Origin of the sequence: Sulfitobacter sp. SBS6, assembly GCF_048285585.1 — a bacterium.
GTDB classification, from domain to species: domain Bacteria; phylum Pseudomonadota; class Alphaproteobacteria; order Rhodobacterales; family Rhodobacteraceae; genus Sulfitobacter; species Sulfitobacter pontiacus.
Map to the genome: position 1 here is coordinate 120,409 of NZ_JBLWBA010000007.1, position 19,850 is coordinate 140,258.

Genomic DNA, 19,850 nt, shown 5'->3' on the forward strand with positions numbered 1-19,850 from the left:
GACGAACTTTCAAAGGGAGATCACCATGCGTGACGCAGTAATCGTATCCACCGCCCGTACCCCGATCGGCAAAGCCTATCGCGGTGCGTTCAACGCCACCACACCACAGGCGCTTGCCGCCCACGCCATCGAGAACGCCGTGAAGCGCGCCGGTCTTGACGGGGCGGAAATCTCTGACTGTGTCATCGGTTCCGCCTTGCAGCAGGGGCATCAGGCCGGCAACATCGCGCGTCAGGCCGCCATCCGCGCAGGCCTGCCCGTGACCGTTGCAGGCATGTCGCTGGACCGTCAGTGTGCATCCGGCATGATGGCAATCGCCACCGCGGCCAAACAAGTGATCACCGACGGGATGGACATTGTCATCGGCGGCGGTGTCGACAGCATCTCCCTCGTGCAAACGCCAGAGATGCGCGTCAGCGCCGACCCGTGGCTCAAGCAGAACAAGCCCGAAATCTACATGACCATGCTGGAAACAGCCGAAAACGTGGCAGAGCGCTATAACGTGAGCCGCGAAGCGCAGGACGAATACGCGGCGCGCAGCCAAGAGCTGACGCACCAAGCGCAACAGGCCGGCCGCTTTGACGACGAGATCGTCGCGATGACCACCACGATGATGGTTCAGGACAAAGAGACCAAAGAGATTTCCAAGCACGAAGTCACCTTGGAAAAAGACGAGGGCAACCGCCCCGGCACCACGGCGGAAAGCCTTGCCGGTCTGAAGCCCGTGTTCAAAGACGGCATCCACCTGCCCGAAGGCAAGTTCATCACTGCGGGCAACGCCTCGCAACTGTCCGATGGTGCCTCCGCCGCTGTGGTCATGGAAGCGAAAGAAGCCGAACGTCGCGGTCTTCAGCCACTGGGTCGCTACGTTGGCGTGATGGCCGCAGGCTGCGAGCCCGATGAGATGGGTATCGGCCCGATCTATGCCGTGCCAAAGCTGCTGGAAGCGCACGGGCTCAAGATCGAAGACATTGGCCTGTGGGAACTGAACGAAGCCTTTGCCTGTCAGGTGATCGCATCGCGCGACAAGCTGGGCATCCCGGACGAGCTGTTGAACGTGGACGGCGGCGCGATCTCTATCGGTCACCCCTACGGCATGTCCGGCGCGCGCATGGTTGGTCACGCGCTGATCGAAGGCAAGCGTCGCGGTGCCAAATACGTTGTCTGCACCATGTGTGTTGGCGGCGGCATGGGGGCTGCTGGCCTCTTTGAGGTTCTGTAAACCATCATGGGAGAGCTACTGGTCATCCGCCACGGTCAGGCGTCTTTTGGGGCTGACAACTATGACAAGTTGTCGGACCTCGGGCACCGGCAATCCGAGGCCGTCGGCCAGTTGCTACGCGATACCGGCTGGGTGCCGGACCGGACAATCACCGGCACCCTGACCCGCCAGAAAGAAACGCTTGCCTCGATGGGATTCGAGGCAGGCGACACCCACCCGGGCCTGAATGAATATGATTTTCAGAACCTGCTGGACGCGCGCTATAAAGGGGCGGTTCCGGAGCTGGTCAAGGGCGACCGCAAGGTGCATTTCCGTACCCTGCGCGAAACTGTCTTTCAGTGGCAGGCAAACGAGATCGAAGGCCCCGCCGAGACATGGGCCAATTTCACCGACCGCGTGGAAGCCGCCCGTCTGATCGCCTGTGCCGAAGGGGCGGAGCGCGTGCTTGCCGTAAGCTCCGGTGGGGTGATCGGGCAGCTGACGGCGGCGTCTCTCGGCGCACCGCATAAAATGATGATGACCTTGAACCTGCAGATCAAGAACACATCCATCACCAAATTCGTCTTCACCAAATCCGCGTTTTTCCTGCATGAATTCAACGCGACCCCGCATCTGATGTCAGCCGAGACTGCTGACATGCTGACCTATAGTTAAGGAACGGTAGCCATGAGCACAGACACCCAGACACTCGATATTCCGAAGGTCAGCGCCTATCTGGAAAAACACCTTGAGGGCTTTGAAGGCCCGCTTGAGGTCTCCAAGTTCCAGGCTGGTCAGTCCAACCCGACGTTCCTGCTGAAAACCCCGTCGCGTAACTATGTGCTGCGTCGCAAACCGCCGGGGGTTCTGTTGAAATCCGCCCATGCGGTTGATCGTGAGTTCCGCGTGCAAAAGGCGTTGCAGGATACCGATGTGCCCGTATCGAAAATGCACCTGTTGTGCGAAGACGACGATGTGATCGGGTCGGCGTTCTACATCATGGATCATATCGACGGGCGCAACTTCATGGACCCGCGCATGCCCGACATGGACAAGGCAGGCCGCGCTGGCGTGATTGACGAGATGAACCGCGTGCTTGCCGCCCTGCACGAGGTGGACATCGACGCGGTGGGTCTGTCGGACTACGGCCCCCCCGGTAACTATTATGAACGTCAGGTCGCCCGCTGGACCAAGCAATACCGCGCGTCCGAAACCGAAGACCTGCCCGCCATGAACAAGCTGATCGAAAAGCTGACCGCCAGCATCCCTGCGGATGACGGGCAGCGCACGCTGGTGCATGGCGACTACCGTATCGACAATATGATGTTCGAGAAAGACGGCACCAAATGTCTGGCCATTCTGGACTGGGAACTGTCGACCATCGGGCACCCTTACGCTGACCTTGCGGCCGTTATCATGCAGTGGCAGATGCCGGCGGGCACCGAAGGGCGCGGCTTTGGCGGTGTGGACCGCGCAGCGCTTGGCGTGCCGAGTGATGCCGAATTCATCGCCAAATACTGCGAACGCCGCGGGCTGGACGGGATCGACAACTTTGGCTTCTACCTCGCCTTTTGCTTCTTCCGCATGGCGGGGATCATTCAAGGCGTATTGAAACGCGCGCTGGACGGCAATGCCTCCAACCCCGAGCGGGCGATGAAAGTCGGGGCCTATGTCCCTGTGTTTGCGGAAAACGGGCTAAAAGCGCTGGAAGGCAAGTAAGATGGCCTCCAACGAGTTCGCAACAGATCCGGCAGAGACGAAGGACAGAAACTTTGTCACGGCGCTTGCCCGCGGGCTGGATGTGTTGCGCTGCTTTCGGGAAAACGAAACAGCCCTGACCAACACGGATTTCTCCGAACGGACAGGGCTGCCCAAGGCGACGGTGTCGCGCTTGACCCATACGCTGGTGGAACTGGACTATCTTGTCGCCGACGCCCGCACCGGCACCTATCGGCTGGGCGCAGGGGTGCTGCAGCTTGGCTTTGGCGTGCTGTCGAGTATGGAGATCGGCGACCGCGCGCAGGAAGAGATGCGAAAGCTGCGCGACGGGCCCAATTCCTACGTCACCATCGCGATCGGAGAGGTCCACCGGCTGGACGTTGTCTATATCGCGACCAAACGCTCGCGCGAGGATGTCGCGTTGCAAATTCGCGTCGGGTCACGGCTGCCGCTGTTTGATTCCGCCATTGGTCGCGCAATCCTGACCGGCATGTCCGACGAAAGCCGCGACCGCGCGTTCCGCTATGCTGCAGCCGAAGGGCCCGAGTTCGAAACCCGCGCGCGCGACAGCTATGCCGCCGCGATGACAGAGTTTGCAGACAAGGGATTTTGTTCAAGCTATGGCGATTGGCGTCCCGATGTGAACGGCATCGCGGTGCCCGTGTTTTCGCCCAACGGATCGCAGGTTTACGGGCTGAATGTGGGCGGCCCCGCTTTCCACGTGAAGAAACGGCAACTTGAAACGACCTATGCACAGCTTTTGTCGGCAGCGGCGCAAGCCATCAGCATCCGGTTTTAGGGTGTGGACCCGCAGGACGGGAGAATCAACTTGGCCGGTCGTATAGATTTCAACCACCGCGGCCAGCAGCTTCGTTCCAGTGGCTGGAATTGGCAAAACTGCGGTGCCATGACAATTGTCAGGATCGCACCCGCCGTCGCAAATTTTTTTTGAATAGTGTCCAGCGGACATCTGTCAGGCACCGCGTAAAAACTGATCAGCCGTCACAATCTTGTGCAATTCATTAATACATTTATTTTCAAATGCTTATTTCTGACCCTGCGTCAAAAAACGGCAGCGGGCAAAATTTCACGCAGGTGATTTCGCCCGTACCGTCACGCAATATATGGCATAACCGACGGTGCAGGCTCGCAACTTATGAATAGAGGCGCTTGACAATAAATCGCATTATGCAAGGCTCTTCCCAAGGTCTGGCAATCCAAAAAACGCATTAAAAGCGCCGGGCCGTCCTTGGGAGGATTAAAATGAAAAATATCGCTAAGTACGGCGCGGTTTCCGCGCTTTCTTTGGTCATTGGCGCGAGCGCAGCCTTTGCCGAAAACATCAAGATCGCGTTCATTGACCCGCTGTCCGGTCCATTCGCAAGCACGGGCACCAATGGCCTGCATCAGTTCGAATTCGCGGCTGATTATATGGTAAACGACAAAGGCGGTCTGTTGGACGGCCAAAAAATGGAAGTGCTGCCTTTTGATAACAAGGTCAGCCCCAAAGAATCCCTTATTCAGCTTCAGGTCGCGATTGACCAAGGCGCGCGCTACGTCGTTCAGGGGAACTCCTCTGGCGTCGCGAACGCATTGACCGAAGCCATCGACAAACACAACCGCCGCAACCCCGACAGCCGTGTTCTGTTCCTGAACTATGCCGCTGTGGACCCTGCGCTGACCAACGACAAATGCAACTTCTGGCATTTCCGTTTCGACGCCAACTCTGACATCAAGATGGACGCGCTGACGGATGTGATCGTTCAGGACAAGGACATCAAGAAAGTCTACATCATCGGGCAGGACTATTCCTTTGGTAAAGCTGTGTCTGCCGCCGCCAACGAAATGCTGGGCGCGAAAGGTGACGGCATCGAGGTCGTCGGTGACGAACTGCACCCCATCGGCAAGGTGAAAGACTTTACCCCCTACGCGCGCAAGGTTGTATCCTCTGGTGCGGATGCCGTGATCACGGGGAACTGGGGCGCTGACATGCTGGGCATCGGCAAAGCGATCATCGACAACGGGTTCGAAGGGCCGATCTATACCTATTACGCTGCGGGTTCCGGCATCACGGCCGCCTTTGGTGAAAGCGGTAAAGACAAGATCCGCCTGATCGCGCAAGGCAGCATCAACCCGATTGCTACCGAAGAAGCGCGCGACACCTACAACGCCTTCCTCGAGAAGTATCCAGACGGCAACATCGACCAAAGCCGTATCTTCAACACCATCGGTATGCTGGCCCAGGCCATCACCGAAGCGGGCTCCGCCACGGATGTGGTCGCGGTGGCCAGCAAGCTGGAAGGCATGGAATACGACAGCATGTGGGGTGGTAAACTGTTCATGCGTCCGCAAGATCACCAGATCATTCAGGACATGCATGTCGGCGTCCACACAAACGACAACCTGGACTTTGACTATGACCAATCCGGGTATGGTGTCGTGACTGAATCGACCGTCGAAATGGCGTCGATGGACAGCCCGACAACCTGCGAGATGAAGCGCCCCGAATAAGGCGATTTCTCTCGGGTCCGCCTGCGCTGGCGGGCGGGCCCCTCTTGCACCTTGCCACCACACTACTGGAGGGGCCTCATGGACCTCATTCTCGTCAACCTCATCGACGGGCTGGTTACTGGATTGCTGTTGTTCATGCTCTCCGCCGGTCTGACCCTAATTTTCTCGATGATGGGTGTTTTGAACTTCGCTCACGCCAGCTTTTACATGCTTGGTGCCTATTTCGCCTACCAGATCAGTCTTGCGCTCGGCTTCTGGATGGGGCTGCTGATCGCGCCACTCGTCGTGGGTGTGATGGGGGCAGGGGTTGAACGCTACGGCCTGCGCAGGGTTCACCAATACGGACACGTGCCCGAACTGATCTTTACCTTTGGTCTGGCGCTGTTGATCGAAGAACTGGTGCAATTCATCTGGGGCAAGAACCAACTGCCCTACGCCATTCCTGACGCGTTGAACTTTACCGCGTTTGCGATCTCGGGGAATTCGATCCCCGCCTATAAGATTTTCATGATCTTCATCTCGATCAGCATCTTTATCGGGCTGCTTTACGTGCTGACCAAGACCCGCGTCGGCATGATCATTCAGGCCGCGCTGAGCTATCCGCGCACGGTCGAAGCCTTGGGCCACAATGTGCCGCTGATCTTTATGGGGGTCTTCGGGGTTGGCACGGCGCTGGCCGGTGTGGCCGGTGTAATTGCCGGACCGGTGCTTGGCACCTTCCCCGGTATGGCCTTTGTGCTTGGGTCGATCGTGTTCGTGACCATCGTGATCGGTGGCCTCGGGTCGCTCTGGGGGGCGCTGATCGCGTCGCTTTTGATCGGCTGGATCACCACCTTCGCCAAATCCTACAACATCGAGATGGAGAATATCCTGACCGGCCTTGGCATCTCTAAACCCGAGAGCCTGGATGACAGCATATTCCGCGATTTCTGGAGCCTCACCAGCCCGCAGATCGCCGACATCTTGCCCTATATCCTGATGGTGCTGATCCTCATCTTCCGCCCGGCAGGTCTTTTCGGAAAGCGCAGCTCATGACAGTTTCAGATCCAAGAACCGACATTCCCAAAGGCGCCCGCCCGAAAGAGCAGATCACCACGGACCCTTCCAAACCCGCGCAGCGTATGCGGTCAGGGTCGCTAGTGCTGACATTGGCCCCCTGGGTCATTGCCTCTGTCGTACTGGCCATCCTGCCGATGGTGTTTACCAATAACTCGGCACTGACGATCATGAACCAGATGTCGATCACGATCGTTTTCGCGCTGGCCTATAACATGCTGCTCGGGCAGGGGGGTATGCTGTCCTTTGGCCACGCGGTCTATGCCGGTGTGGGGGGCTTTGCCTGTATGCACATCATGAACATGTCCGATTTCTTCTCGACCATTCCCCTGGTGATCCTGCCGGTGTTTGGTGGTCTCTTCGGCATGGGTCTGGCCATGATCGTCGGCGCGTTTTCGACCCGTAACGCGGGCACGGTATTCGCCATGATCTCGCTAGGTGTGGGCGAATTGATCGCGGCCTGTTCCGTCATCATCGTCGCGTTCTTTGGCGGCGAAGAAGGCATCAGCGGCGACCGGACCTACGCACAGCCCTTCTTTGGCGTCGAATTCCTGCAACAGATCGAGGTCTATTACCTGACCGCTGGCTGGGTCGTGATCTCTGCCGCGCTGATGTACCTCTGGAGCCGTACACCCGTGGGTCGCATGGCAAACGCCGTGCGTGACAATCCCGAACGGGCAGAGTTTCTGGGCTATTCCTCGCGGTGGGTCCGCTTCTACAGCTTTGTCGCCTCTGGCTTCTTTGCAGGCGTGTCCGGTGGGCTTTTCGCGATCAACTACGAAATCCTGACCGAGGAAAACCTGAACACCGCCTCGTCAGGGATCATCCTGCTGGTGACCTTCCTTGGCGGCGTCGGGTTCTTCTTTGGGCCGATCATCGGGGCCATCGCCTTTACCCTGCTGCAAACCGTTCTGAGCCTGTCGACCGAGCTTTGGGCCTTTTATGCGGGCGTCCTGTTCCTATCCACGGTGATGTTCTTCCCCGGTGGTCTGGCAGGTCTGCTGATGATGCATGTGCCTGTGTTCAAGCTGGGCAAGGCATCGACGTTGATCATGCCCTATCTCAAGACGCTGCTGCCGGCGGCAATCGGTTTGATGGGGCTGGCGGCACTGGTCGAGATGACGTTCCACTATCGTCATGGGGCCACGGGTGACAATGAAATGACCGTCTTCTGGACCACCTTTGACAGCCACACGCTGATGCCGTGGCTGGTGGCGGGCGCGGTCGCGCTGATCGGTCTGGGCATTGCCAAGGCCACAGCACCGGCATTGAAAGACGCCTGGAACGAAGCAAACACAGCAGGAGGCGCGTCATGAGCACACCCGCACTTGAACTGACTGGCCTCAAGAAAAGCTTTGGCAAGGCCGAGATCATCCGCGGCATCGACCTGAGCATCGGCAAGGCGGAACGTCACGCCGTGATCGGGCCGAACGGCGCGGGGAAATCGACGCTGTTCAACCTGATCACCGCACGGTTTGCGCCTTCGGCTGGAACGGTAAAGCTGCACGGAGAGGATCTGGCCGGGCTCGAACCCTTCCAGATCAACCGCAAGGGGCTAAGCCGCTCGTTCCAGATCACCAACATCTTTCCGGCGATGAGCGTGTTTGAAAACGTGCGCTGTGCGCTCTTGTGGTCGCAGGGCTATAAATACAGCTTCTGGAATCTGGTGAACCGGTCCCGCGAACTGACCGAGGGCGCGGACCGCATCCTTGACCAGATCAACCTGCTGGAACGGCGCAACCTGCCCGCGGGCACCCTGTCTTACGCCGAACAGCGCGCGCTTGAAATCGGGATCACCATCGCGGGCGGTGCCGATGTCATCATGCTGGACGAACCGACGGCGGGGATGAGCAACACGGAAACCGACTATATCACCGACCTGATCCTCAAGGTGACCGCGGGCAAGACACTGATCATGGTGGAACATGATATGAGCGTGGTCTTCGGTCTCGCCGACCGGATTTCGGTGCTGGTCTATGGCGAAATCATCGCCACCGGAAAACCCGAAGACGTGCGTGCAGACGCCCGCGTACAAGAAGCCTATCTGGGCGCCGCATTGGAGGCAGAACACTAATGATGCTCGAAGTCACGGATATGCACGCCTTCTACGGCAAGTCCCACATCCTTCAGGGGGTGAACCTGAACGTCAAAGAAGGCGAGATCGTCGCGCTTCTGGGGCGCAACGGGGTGGGACGGTCTACCACCTGCAAGGCCATCATGGGCGAGGTCGAACCGAAAGGATCGGTCAAGTTTCAGGGGCAGGAGATCAGCGGCAAGAAAGCGTTCCAGATCGCCAATATGGGGATCGGATATGTGCCCGAGAACCGCGATATCTTTCCCGGTCTCACCACGCGGCAGAACCTGACGCTGGGTCTGAAGCCCGGACAGAAGGATGGCGCGGGCCGTTGGTCGATGCAGTCGATGTTCGACATGTTCGAAAACCTCGACCGCCGCGCCGACGTCGAAGCCTCGGTTCTTTCGGGGGGGGAACAGCAGATGTTGACCATGTGTCGCACGCTGATGGGCGACCCCGATCTGGTCATGATCGACGAACCCACCGAAGGTCTGTCCCCGCAGATGGTGCAGAAGGTCGCCGAGGTGCTCAAAGAGATCGCCAACCGCGGGATCTCTACCCTGCTGGTGGAACAGAAACTGTCGATCGCGATGGACATCGCGGATCGGGTCTATGTCATGGGGCATGGTCAGGTGGTCTATGAGGGCACGCCGGCTGAATTGCGCCAGCGTGATGACGTGCGCAAGGAATGGCTTGAGGTCTGATGACCTAAGCCAGACCATTACCAGTAAATCATCTATTGAAATCGTCGCGTTCCGCGGCCTCATCCTCCTGAGGCGCGGTCGCGGCTCGGGAGGAAAGTTTTTTGGCGTTCGACACAAATAAGCTGGGCCGCATCGGGGATTGGATGCAGACCTATGTGGACCGCAAACGGTTTGCCGGGTGTTCGGTGCTGGTGGCGCAGGGCGGGCAAGAGGTCTACTTTGATGCCAAGGGCCAGCGCGACACGGATACCGGCCAGCCGTTCACCCGCGACACGATCGCCCGCATCTATTCGATGACCAAGCCTGTCACCTCGGTCGGCATCATGATGCTGGCGGAACGCGGGCTGTTTCACCTTGATGCGCCGGTGTCCGATTTCATCCCCGCTTTCGCCGATATGCGCTGCCTGATCGACGGCGCGACAGCGGCGGATCAGACCGAACCCTGCCAAACGCCGACACTGCACCAGCTGCTGACCCATACCTCGGGGCTGAGCTATCCGTTCAACCCCGGCATCACGGCGAAGGCGATGGACGAGGCCGACATCCTGTTCCGCGCCGATCAAGGATCGCTGGCCGAGATGACCGACCGCGTGGCCGCATTGCCGCTGGCGTTCCACCCCGGCAGCCGTTGGGAATATTCCGTGGGCATCGACGTGCTTGGCCGCGTGATAGAGGTCGTTTCGGGCAAGTCGCTAGAGACGTTTCTGGTTGATGAAATCCTTGGCCCCCTTGGCATGGACGAGACGCGGTTTTCCGTGCCCGCAGGTGGCATTGACCGCTTTGCCTCGCTTTACACCCCGCTGGCGGGCAGCGCCTATGGCATGAACGCGGCCAAACCAGATACGCCCGTGCTGCGCTGCGTGGACAAGCCCGACACCTCCCCCTTCCTGAACGCCGAGATGCACTCTGGCGGCGGCGGACTGGTGGGCACCATTGATGACTACCTCAAGTTCACCGAGATGCTGCGCACCGGTGGGGCGGGGCTGATCTCGCCCAAGACGCTCGACTTTATGATGCGCAACCATCTGCCCGGCGACATCGCGTCGATGGGGCCTGCTAGCTTTGCCGAACAACCGATGGAAGGGATGGGCTTTGGCCTTGGCGGTGCCGTGGTGCTGAACCCCGGTCGTGTCCGCGTTCCCAGCAGCCCAGGTGATTTCAGCTGGGGCGGCATGGCCTCTACATTCTTCTGGATTGATCCGGTGCTGGATCTGTCTGTCGTATTCTTCACGCAGCTTGCGCCGTCCAGCTCGTACCCCGCGCGCCCCCAACTCAAGGCCCTCATCCACGGAGCGATGACATGAACGATATCCTTTGGACCCCGACAAAAGAGCGCGCCGATGCCTCGACCATGGCGGAATTTGAACGGTTCCTGAAAGACCAACGCGGGCTGACGTTCGAAGACTATAACGCCATGTGGGAGTGGAGCGTGACCGACCTTGACGGGTTCTGGTCCGCGATCTGGGACTATTTCGACGTACAGGCCAGCGCGCCCTACACGACCGTCATGGCAAAGCGTCAGATGCCCGGTGCCGAATGGTGCCCCGGCGCGATGCTGAACTACACCGACCAGATCATGAAGCATGTGGACAGCCAGCCTGACGGCGATGCGCTGATCGTGCAGTCCGAAACCTTTGGTCGCAAACGTCTGTCGTGGTCCGAGCTGCGCGCACAAGTGGCAAGCGTCGCCGCGCATCTGCGGGATATGGGCGTGACCAAAGGCGACCGCGTTGTTGCCGTGCTGCCCAATACCGAAACCGCGATGATCGCCTTTCTGGCCACCGCAAGCATCGGCGCGATCTGGTCGCTTTGCGCCCCCGATATGGGGCATGTCGCCATTCTGGACCGGTTCAAGCAGATCGAACCCAAGGTGCTGATCGCGCAAGACGGCTATGTCCACGCGGGCAAAACCGTGGACCGTCGCGAGATCCTCGCAGGGCTAGAGGCGGCGCTGCCCAGTCTGGTGCAATGCGTCACGGTGCCTTTTGTCGGGGATTTGCCCAAGGGGCATATGGCGTGGGACAGTCTGCTGGACCGCGACGCACCCTATGAAAGCACGCAAGTCCCCTTCGATCATCCGCTGTGGATCGTCTATTCTTCCGGCACCACCGGCAATCCCAAGCCGATCGTGCACGGGCATGGCGGGATCATCCTGGAATCCGCAAAACAATCCCTGCACCATGATCTTCGGCGCGGCGGACGCTATTGCTGGCTGACATCCTCGGGCTGGATCATGTGGAACTCGCAATTCACCGCACTGGGGCAGGGCACCACGGTCGCGATGTTCGACGGGGCACCGAATTATCCTGACATGGGCGTGATCTGGCGCTTTGTCGCGGATGAAAAGCTTGATTTCTTTGGCGCGGGCGCGGCCTTCTTTAGCGGCTGCATGAAGGCAGGGCTGACCCCACGGGACGAGGTTGACCTTTCCGCGCTGCGCTCGCTCGGCTCGACCGGATCACCGCTGAGCTCTGATGCCTATGACTGGATATACGCACAGGTGAAAGAGGACGTCTGGCTGGCGCCGATCTCGGGCGGGACCGATCTGGCGGGGGCCTTTGTGCTGGGCCATCCCGGCATGCCCGTGCGCGCTGGTGAAATGCAGTGCCGCGCGCTTGGCAACGCGGTGCGTGCCTTCGACGAGGATGGCAATGACCTGACCGGCGTTGTGGGCGAATTGGTCTGTACCGAGCCGCTGCCGTCGATGCCGCTGTTCTTCTGGGGCGACGAGGATGGCAGCCGCCTGCACGACAGCTATTTCGACACCTATCCCGGCATCTGGCGCCACGGCGACTGGATCGAGATCAACGAAAACGGCGGGTCGGTGATCTATGGCCGCTCTGACGCCACGATCAACCGCAAGGGTCTGCGCCTTGGCAGTGCGGAAATCTATCAGGCCGTCGAAGGCCTGGACGAGGTGATGGACAGCCTTGTTGTCGACCTCGAATTTCTGGGGCGTGAAAGCTTTATGCCGCTGTTTGTGGTGCCGGCCCAAGGCGTCGCCTTTGATGACGCCTTCAAGGACAAGATCAACGCGGCAATCCGCAAGAACGTCTCGGCCCGGTTCATTCCGAACGAGATCATCGAGGTCGCCGAGATCCCCCGCACCCTATCTGGCAAAAAGCTTGAGGTTCCTGTGAAAAAGCTATTGCTTGGGCAGGATCCGGAAAAGGTGGTGAACAGGGATTCAATGGCCAATCCGGACAGCTTTGATTTTTATGTCGCCTACGCCAATGCGCGTGCGACCCAGAAGGACTGAACCCAGATGACCGATGTGGCCCGCCAACTCCTTGAATTGCTGGATATCGAACAGCTTGAGATCGACCTGTTCCGCGGCATCGGGTCGGGCGGGGAAACCACCACGCGCATCTTTGGCGGCCATGTTATCGCGCAGGCTTTGATGGCCGCCTATCGCACGGTGCCGGACCGGATGTGCCATTCGCTGCATGCCTATTTCATCCGTCCCGGTGACCCGTCGATCCCGGTGATCTATCAGGTCGACCGCGCCCGCGACGGGGGCAGCTTTACCACGCGGCGGGTTGTCGCGATCCAGCACGGCAAGCAGATCTTCAACCTCTCGGCGTCGTTCCACGTGCAGGAAGAGGGCTGGGACTACCAGCACAAGATGCCTGACGTAAAAGGGCCGGAACACTGGCTTGACCGCCCCGACCTGCGCGAACCCTATATCGAAAAAATCTCGCCCAAACACCGCGACGATTTCCTGCGCGAACGCCCTATTGAGATCCGCGAGGTTGACCCGCGCGATCTGTTCGAACCGGAAAAGACCTCGGACAAGAATTACCTTTGGTTCCGGATGGAGGCGGCAAAGGGGCAGTCCCCGATCATGCAGCACTGCCTGCTCGCCTATGCGTCCGATATGAACCTGCTCGGCTCGTCACTGCGGCCCCACGGGCTGACGTGGTTCCAGGGGCAGGTCATGACCGCCAGCCTTGACCACGCCATGTGGTTTCACGCGCCGATCGATTTCTCTGACTGGCATCTGTACGAACTCGACGCCCCCTTCACCGGTGGCGCGCGCGGGTTCAATCGCGGGCTGATCTACAATCAGAACGGCCAACTTGCCGCGACAACGGCGCAAGAAGGGCTGATGCGCCCCTATAAAAAGAAAGAAGCTGCTTCATGACACAGACGGGGGGCCGCTATCCGGGTTGGCGACCGGGGATCGAACTGCGCGACGACTGGCTGGGACTGGTCCCCGAGACCGCAATCGACCCGCACCGCGAGATTGTGGACCCCCACCACCACCTCTGGCGTCACGGCACGCCCGATGCCCCCGCCGTCTACGAGATGGACGCGCTTTGGCGCGACACCGGCGCCGGGCATAACGTGGTGCAGACGGTCTATATCGAATGTCGGTCCTATTGGGATCGCGACACGCCCGGGCATCTGCAATCGGTGGGCGAGACACGCACCGTGGCGCAGATGGCGGCGCAGGTGCCGCGCGGTCAGGCGCAGATCGCGGGCATTATCGCGCAGACCGAACTGGTGCTGCCCCCCGACCAGCTGCATGCCGCGCTCGACGCGCATGAGGCCGCAGGGAACGGGCTGTTCAAGGGTATACGAAACTCCGGCGCGCGCGATGCGGAACCGCAGCATCTGGCGATCCCCGGACGCGGGGTCGAAAACCAATACGGCGATCCTGATTTCATCCGCGGTGCCGCGATCCTGGGCGAGCGTGGGCTGACGCTGGACAGCTGGCATTACCACCATCAACACCAAGAGTTTCTGGACCTTGCCCGCGCGGTGCCACAGACCACGCTGATCCTTGACCACTTCGGCACACCCTTGGGCGTTGGCCGGTTCGAAGGCAAACGCGACGATATCTTTGCCGCGTGGAAAGACCATATGTCTGAGTTGGCGGAATGCCCCAATGTGATGGCCAAGCTGGGCGGGCTTTGCATGCCCGACAATGGGTACGGCTACATGCACCGCGACCTGCCACCGTCCTCGGACGAGATCGTAGAGACGCAGGGCAAATGGTACGCGCATATGCTGGATGTCTTCGGTGCCGAACGTTGCATGTTCGAAAGCAACTTTCCCGTGGATCGCACGGCGGTCAGCTATGTGGTGATCTGGAACGCGTTCAAGAAGATGTCAGCGCATCTGGATGACGCGGCGCAAGCGGCGCTTTTTTCTGGCACAGCGCGGCGCGTCTATGGGCTGCCGCCCGCGTGACGCGGACGGCAGATTTTTACTTTAGGCGAATTTGAAAAAGCACAGTTTGTTGCCATCAAGGTCGCGGACATAGGCCCCGTAGAACCGGTCCGGCACCCTTTGCCCCGGCGCGCCCTCGTCTGTCGCACCAAGCGAGATCGCCTTGGCGTAGATCTCGTCCACTTCCTCTTTGCTGTCGGCGGTAAACGCGACCATCACCCCGTTGCCGGGGGTAGGGGCCTCTTTGTTGTAGGGTTCGCAGACCGAAATCATGGGCGTGCCGCCGCCGGTGCCGATCATGGCGATCCGGCCGCTGTCGATCAGCACCTTGGCACCCTTGCTTTCGAACAGGTCGCAATAGAACTGCTTGGCGCGCGCCATGTCGCTGGTGCCCACGGTGGTATAGCCGATCATGATACATTCCCCTGCGGGTTTCTGCGGTCGCCATACATCCGGTGCAGCTTGCGCATACCCCCGATCCAGCGATCGTAGTTCTCGGTTTTCTTGCGCATATACTCCAGCACTTGCGGGTGGGGCAGCACAAGGAACGTCTCGTTGCGGATGGTTTCCAGACAGGCTTCGGCCACGGGTTCCGCTTCAAGCAGACCGTCGAGCGCGGCGACAGAATCCTCGTGACCGCGGGTCATCTCGCTGCGGACAGCCTGAGGGCAGAGCACCGAGACCTTGATCCCGTCGTCACCATGAGACATCGCCAGCCATTCGGCCACGGCAACAGCCGCGTGTTTGGTCACGCCGTAAGGCGCGCATCCGACCTGATTCAGCAGACCTGCCGCCGACGCGGTGTTCAGCAGATAGCCGCCCCCGCGTTCGGTCATGCGCGGCACCAGATGACGGGCCGCCCAGACATGGGCCATCACATTGATATCCCAGATGCGCTGCCAGTCTTCGTTCGGCACTTCCATGCCGCCCGCGATCAATATGCCCGCGTTAGAGCAGAACAGATCAATCGGGCCGATGTCGTTTTCCACGGCATCGATCATATCCGCGATCTCTTGCTCGACACCGACATTCACACCGAAAGCCACGCCGTCGATCTCGTTGGCGACCGCCTGCGCGCCCTCTTTGTTGAGGTCGACACAGACGACTTTCTTGGCCCCTTCCGCGGCAAAGCGGATGGCCATCGCCTTGCCGATGCCGCTTGCGGCACCGGTGATGACGATGATTTTATCCTTCAGTTCCATAGCAGCCCCTTACGTCCACATGTTCGACCCGCCACAAACGGTCAGCGCCTGACCGGTCATGTAGCGGCTTGCATCAGAGGCGAGGAACACGGCGAGCCCCGCAAAATCCTCTGCCTCGCCAAGACGGCGGAGCGGGATCTCGTTCTTGATGCGTTTCTCGACATCAGGATTGTCCCACAGCTCGCGCGCAAATTCTGTTTTCACCAGACCCGGGCAGATTGCGTTGAACCGCAGACCCTTGGGCCCGAATTCGGCGGCAAGGTTGCGCACAAGGCCGATCAGCGCCAGCTTGGACATGCCATAGGTGCCCAGCATGACCGACGGTTTGAACGCCCCGATGGACGAGGTGAACGCCATCGACCCGGCGCCTTTCTCGATCATGTCGGGGGCCACCATCTGTGCCAGCCAAAGATTGGACAGCACATTGGCGTTCATCGTCTTTTCATAGGCATCATCTGGGATCTCGGACGTTGGCCCATAGTAGGGGTTCACGCCCGCGTTGCCGATCACGATGTCGATCTTGCCTGCCAGCTTGTGGGTCTCGTCCACCAGCGCTTGCAGCTGCTCTTTATAACCAACATTGCAGGCGACGCCGAACGCTTTGCCCTTGCCAAGCGCGTTGATCTCGGCGGCGGCGGCGTCCAGTTGATCTTGCTTGCGGGCCGAGATGACGACGGTCGCGCCATGCTCGGCCAGACCCTTGGCCATCGCCAGCCCCATGCCCTTGGAGGCACCAGTCAACAGCGCCACCTTTCCGGTCAGATCGAATAGGGTCATACGCCACCTCGCGTACGGCCTGTGGCGATCTCTTCACGGGCGCGCGATGTGCGCAGGTTGGATTCCTGATAATCCTTGACCTCGGCGCGGGCGATCACGTGGTGGTGGACCTCATCAGGGCCATCCGCATAGCGCAGCGTGCGCTGCGACGTGTACATGCCCGACAGCGGCGACCACTGCGAAATACCTGTCGCACCATGCACCTGCATCGCCTGATCGATGATGTTGCAGACTTTTTCCGGCACCATCGCCTTGATCATGCTGACCCAGATGCGGGCCTCTTTGTTGCCCAGAACGTCCATCGCCTTGGCGGCTTTCAGAACCATCAGGCGCATGGCTTCAATCTCGATCTTGGCGCGAGAGATCGTTTCCATGTTCTTGCCCAGATCGATGATTTTCTTGCCAAAGGCTTCACGGCTCAGCCCGCGTTCGATCATCAGGTCCAGCGCCTTTTCCGCCGCCCCGATGGAGCGCATGCAGTGGTGGATACGGCCTGGCCCAAGACGCACTTGGGAGATTTCAAAGCCTTTGCCTTCGCCCCAGAGGATGTTTTCCTCGGGCACGCGCACATTGGTGAACTTGATGTGCATGTGACCGTGCGGCGCGTCGTCGTGACCAAAGACATGCATCGGGCCGACAATTTCAACACCGGGGGTGTCGATCGGCACAAGGATCTGCGACTGCTGACGGAAAGGTTCGGCGTCGGGCGACGTCTTGACCATGGTAATCATGATCTTGCAGCGCGGATCACCGGCACCGGAGATATAGTATTTCTCGCCGTTGATGACCCATTCACCGTTTTCCAGCACGGCAGAGGTAGAGATATTCTTGGCATCCGAGGACGCCATATCGGGTTCGGTCATCGCGAAGGCCGACCGGATTTCACCGGCAAGCAACGGCTTGAGCCACTTTTCTTTCTGCTCCGCTGTCCCGATCCGTTCCAGCACTTCCATGTTGCCGGTGTCGGGCGCGGAACAGTTCAGGGATTCAGAGGCCAGCGGGCTTTTGCCAAGCTCGGCCGCGATATAGGCGTAATCAAGGTTCGACAGACCTTCACCGGTTTCGGCATTGGGCAAAAAGAAATTCCACAGCCCATTTTCACGGGCCTTTTTCTTGGCGGTTTCCAGCAGCTCCAACTGGCCGGGCGCGTGTGACCAGCGGTCGGCACGACCTTCGCCAAGGCGGAAATACTCGTCGGTGATCGGATCGACATTTTCGCGGATGTGTTTGATGACGGCGGCCAACAGCGGCTTGGCCTTCTCGGACATCTCGAGATTATTCATTCCGGCCATAGCTTCGTTATGTGACATAGAGTGCCTCCTGGCAGTTGGTTCGATTATTTATTGACCCAGTTGGGTTTGCGTTTTTCGACAAAGGCGTTCACGCCTTCCTTGAAATCTTCGGTTTTGCTGAGATCCGCGATCACCTCGCGTGAATAGGCGATGCTGTCTTGCATCCCGTCGCGCTTGTACATGTCGTTCAGGACGCGTTTCGTGGCCTTGACCGCCGACGGCGACACGGCGCACAGTTCTTCGGCCTTTTCCATCGCTTTCGCCATCAGCTGGTCGGCAGGGTAGACCGCGTTGACGCAGCCCATCGACAGCGCCTCATCGGCCATGATGGTGCGGCCGGTGAACATCATCTCTTGCGCGGCAAGCCGCCCGATATAGCGCGACAGACGCTGCACGCCGGAAGCCGCGGCGAAGAAACCGACCTTGACCTCGGGCAGGGCGAATTTTGCCTGGTCGGAGGCGAGGATAATGTCGCATGACAGCGCCGTTTCAAACCCGCCGCCCATGGCGAAACCGTTGACGGCTGCGACGATGGGCTTTTCCAGATCGAAACGCGAGGACAGACCGGCAAAGCCGCTGGCGGGCATTGTCGCCTTCGACCCGCCCGCAGCCGTGGCTTTCAGGTCGTTCCCCGCGGAGAACGCCTTGTCCCCCGCGCCGGTCAGAACCGCGACCCAAAGATCCTGATCCGCTGCAAAAGCGTCCCAGCAATCGGCCATTTCATTATGCATGTCGACGTGCACGGCATTGTACACCTCGGGGCGGTTCATGGTCACAACAAGGATGTGACCCTTCTTTTCGGTGGTGATATATTGATAGCTCATACCTTCAGCCCTCCGGTGTCGATTTCAGTGAATTTCCCGCCATTCTTGGCCAGGTCGCGCAGCAGCTCGGCGGGCGCGAATTCGGGGTCTTCGGCGCCCAGCTTTTCCATCACGTCCAGCACGGCCTGCGCACCGACCATATCACCATAGAACATCGGGCCGCCCTTATCGGCGGGCCAGCCATAGCCGTTCAGCCAGACCACATCGATGTCAGAGGGGCGCTGCGCCTTGTTTTCCTCAAGGATTTTGACCGCCTCGTTGATCATCGGGTAAATGCAGATTTCGATGATCTGTTCCTGCGACATCTGGTTGGCTTCGGCGCCTGTGATGTCCTTGATCACACCGGCGACCACATCCGACGGGATCGGGCGGCGGGATTCATCATAGTCGTAGAAACCCGCTTGGGTCTTCTGGCCGCGACGGTCCATTTCACACAGCGCATCGCGGATCGGGTTTTCGGTCTTGGCCCCTTTGGACCAGCCGATATCCAGACCGGCCAGATCGGACATCTGGAACGGCCCCATCTTGAAGCCAAAGGCGTTCAGCGCGGCGTCCACGTCCCAGGGCATCAAGCCCTGTTGCAGCAGCTTGTTGGCCTGTTTCTGGCGTGCGAACAAAATACGGTTACCGACAAAACCGGGGCAAACGCCGACAAGCACAGCGATCTTGTTGATCTTGGCCGCCAGATCCATCGAGGTCGCGACCACATCATCAGCAGTATGTTTCGCACGCACAATTTCGAGCAGTTTCATCACGTTGGCGGGCGAGAAAAAGTGCAGCCCGATCACGTCTTCGGGGCGCTTGGTCATCGCGGCGATTTCGTCGATGTTCAACGCCGAGGTGTTCGTCGCAAGGATCGCGCCCGGTTTCATCACGCGGTCCAGCTCGGTGAAAATCTTGCGCTTCAGCTCCATGTCTTCGAACACGGCTTCGATCACTAGATCACACTCGGCCAAGGCCGCCAGTTCCAGCTTGCCGTCAAAGCGATCCATCCGCGCTTCGACTTCTTCTTGCGGGAAACGGCCCTTATCGGCGCTGCGCTGGTAGTTGCCGCGCACGACCTTCAACCCGCGGTCCAGCGCCTCTTGCGTGGTCTCTACGATGGTGACGGGGATGCCCGCGGTGGCAAAGTTCATCGCGATGCCGCCGCCCATCGTACCCGCGCCGATGATGCCTACGGATTTGATCTCGCGCTGTTTGGTGTTGGCGGGCAGGTCCGGGACCTCCCATGCGGCTTTGCCGGCAGCACCGATATAGGCACCAATTTCTGCGTCGGTTGGGGTGTTCATAGTCTTCCTTTCTTCCGGCCCGGTTG

The 19,850-nt window shown here is 59.7% G+C and carries 19 protein-coding genes; 13 read left to right on the top strand and 6 right to left on the bottom strand.

Annotated elements, in window-relative coordinates; translation table 11 throughout:
• The first annotated feature begins 25 nt into the window (after positions 1 to 25).
• The 13 genes from ACNQ62_RS13510 to ACNQ62_RS13570 all read left to right on the top strand — a co-directional run bounded on the left by ACNQ62_RS13510 (position 26) and on the right by ACNQ62_RS13570 (position 14,461).
• On the top strand, positions 26 to 1,222 hold the full coding sequence (locus ACNQ62_RS13510; protein ID WP_260005728.1) for an acetyl-CoA C-acyltransferase: 1,197 nt from the start codon (positions 26 to 28) through the stop codon (positions 1,220 to 1,222).
• A gap of 6 nt (positions 1,223 to 1,228) precedes the next feature.
• A complete protein-coding gene (locus ACNQ62_RS13515) occupies positions 1,229 to 1,876 on the top strand; it encodes a histidine phosphatase family protein (protein WP_304950800.1) in 648 nt (215 codons plus the stop codon).
• Positions 1,877 to 1,888: 12 nt separating this feature from the next.
• Positions 1,889 to 2,920, top strand: coding sequence for a phosphotransferase family protein (locus ACNQ62_RS13520; RefSeq protein WP_005848841.1), 1,032 nt, complete (start codon positions 1,889 to 1,891; stop codon positions 2,918 to 2,920).
• 1 nt (position 2,921) lies between these two features.
• Positions 2,922 to 3,719: an IclR family transcriptional regulator gene (locus ACNQ62_RS13525; protein WP_074636808.1), complete on the top strand. Its 798-nt coding sequence runs from the start codon at positions 2,922 to 2,924 to the stop codon at positions 3,717 to 3,719.
• 464 nt (positions 3,720 to 4,183) lie between these two features.
• Positions 4,184 to 5,431, top strand: a complete 1,248-nt coding sequence (locus ACNQ62_RS13530; protein ID WP_064216661.1) for a branched-chain amino acid ABC transporter substrate-binding protein — start codon at positions 4,184 to 4,186, stop codon at positions 5,429 to 5,431.
• Between the two features lie 78 nt (positions 5,432 to 5,509).
• Complete coding sequence (locus ACNQ62_RS13535) at positions 5,510 to 6,466, top strand: branched-chain amino acid ABC transporter permease (protein ID WP_005848848.1); 957 nt, start codon at positions 5,510 to 5,512, stop codon at positions 6,464 to 6,466.
• Positions 6,463 to 7,803 carry a branched-chain amino acid ABC transporter permease gene (locus ACNQ62_RS13540; protein ID WP_005848850.1) on the top strand — a complete coding sequence of 447 codons (1,341 nt, stop codon included), beginning with the start codon at positions 6,463 to 6,465 and terminating at the stop codon, positions 7,801 to 7,803. The genes ACNQ62_RS13535 and ACNQ62_RS13540 overlap by 4 nt, the downstream gene beginning before the upstream one ends.
• Positions 7,800 to 8,561, top strand: coding sequence for an ABC transporter ATP-binding protein (locus ACNQ62_RS13545; protein ID WP_005848852.1), 762 nt, complete (start codon positions 7,800 to 7,802; stop codon positions 8,559 to 8,561). The genes ACNQ62_RS13540 and ACNQ62_RS13545 overlap by 4 nt, the downstream gene beginning before the upstream one ends.
• Positions 8,561 to 9,265: an ABC transporter ATP-binding protein gene (locus ACNQ62_RS13550; protein ID WP_005848854.1), complete on the top strand. Its 705-nt coding sequence runs from the start codon at positions 8,561 to 8,563 to the stop codon at positions 9,263 to 9,265. Before ACNQ62_RS13545 ends, ACNQ62_RS13550 begins: the two co-directional genes overlap by 1 nt.
• A gap of 101 nt (positions 9,266 to 9,366) precedes the next feature.
• Positions 9,367 to 10,569, top strand: a complete 1,203-nt coding sequence (locus ACNQ62_RS13555; protein ID WP_418095064.1) for a serine hydrolase domain-containing protein — start codon at positions 9,367 to 9,369, stop codon at positions 10,567 to 10,569.
• Positions 10,566 to 12,524 carry an acetoacetate--CoA ligase gene (locus tag ACNQ62_RS13560; RefSeq protein ID WP_418095065.1) on the top strand — a complete coding sequence of 653 codons (1,959 nt, stop codon included), beginning with the start codon at positions 10,566 to 10,568 and terminating at the stop codon, positions 12,522 to 12,524. The genes ACNQ62_RS13555 and ACNQ62_RS13560 overlap by 4 nt, the downstream gene beginning before the upstream one ends.
• Positions 12,525 to 12,530: 6 nt before the next feature.
• Positions 12,531 to 13,409 (top strand): acyl-CoA thioesterase, encoded by an 879-nt coding sequence (locus ACNQ62_RS13565; RefSeq protein WP_005848859.1) that lies wholly within the window; start codon positions 12,531 to 12,533, stop codon positions 13,407 to 13,409.
• Positions 13,406 to 14,461 (top strand): amidohydrolase family protein, encoded by a 1,056-nt coding sequence (locus ACNQ62_RS13570; protein ID WP_418095066.1) that lies wholly within the window; start codon positions 13,406 to 13,408, stop codon positions 14,459 to 14,461. The genes ACNQ62_RS13565 and ACNQ62_RS13570 overlap by 4 nt, the downstream gene beginning before the upstream one ends.
• A gap of 21 nt (positions 14,462 to 14,482) precedes the next feature.
• On the opposite strand, the gene ACNQ62_RS13575 is transcribed toward ACNQ62_RS13570, so the two are convergent.
• The 6 genes from ACNQ62_RS13575 to ACNQ62_RS13600 are packed head-to-tail and all read right to left on the bottom strand — an operon-like array spanning position 14,483 to position 19,824.
• The gene (locus ACNQ62_RS13575) at positions 14,483 to 14,854 is read right to left on the bottom strand and encodes a VOC family protein (protein WP_005848865.1); all 372 of its coding nucleotides are present in this window, start codon (positions 14,852 to 14,854) and stop codon (positions 14,483 to 14,485) included.
• Entirely contained in the window at positions 14,851 to 15,642 is a 792-nt protein-coding gene (locus ACNQ62_RS13580; protein ID WP_180829560.1) for an SDR family oxidoreductase, read from the bottom strand. Before ACNQ62_RS13580 ends, ACNQ62_RS13575 begins: the two co-directional genes overlap by 4 nt.
• Positions 15,643 to 15,651: 9 nt before the next feature.
• Positions 15,652 to 16,419 (bottom strand): SDR family NAD(P)-dependent oxidoreductase, encoded by a 768-nt coding sequence (locus tag ACNQ62_RS13585; protein WP_005848869.1) that lies wholly within the window; start codon positions 16,417 to 16,419, stop codon positions 15,652 to 15,654.
• Positions 16,416 to 17,702: an acyl-CoA dehydrogenase family protein gene (locus ACNQ62_RS13590; RefSeq protein WP_009824291.1), complete on the bottom strand. Its 1,287-nt coding sequence runs from the start codon at positions 17,700 to 17,702 to the stop codon at positions 16,416 to 16,418. The genes ACNQ62_RS13585 and ACNQ62_RS13590 overlap by 4 nt, the downstream gene beginning before the upstream one ends.
• A 53-nt stretch (positions 17,703 to 17,755) precedes the next feature.
• A complete protein-coding gene (locus ACNQ62_RS13595; RefSeq protein WP_009824290.1) occupies positions 17,756 to 18,535 on the bottom strand; it encodes an enoyl-CoA hydratase-related protein in 780 nt (259 codons plus the stop codon).
• Positions 18,532 to 19,824 (bottom strand): 3-hydroxyacyl-CoA dehydrogenase NAD-binding domain-containing protein, encoded by a 1,293-nt coding sequence (locus ACNQ62_RS13600; protein WP_418095067.1) that lies wholly within the window; start codon positions 19,822 to 19,824, stop codon positions 18,532 to 18,534. Before ACNQ62_RS13600 ends, ACNQ62_RS13595 begins: the two co-directional genes overlap by 4 nt.
• Positions 19,825 to 19,850: the final 26 nt, after the last annotated feature.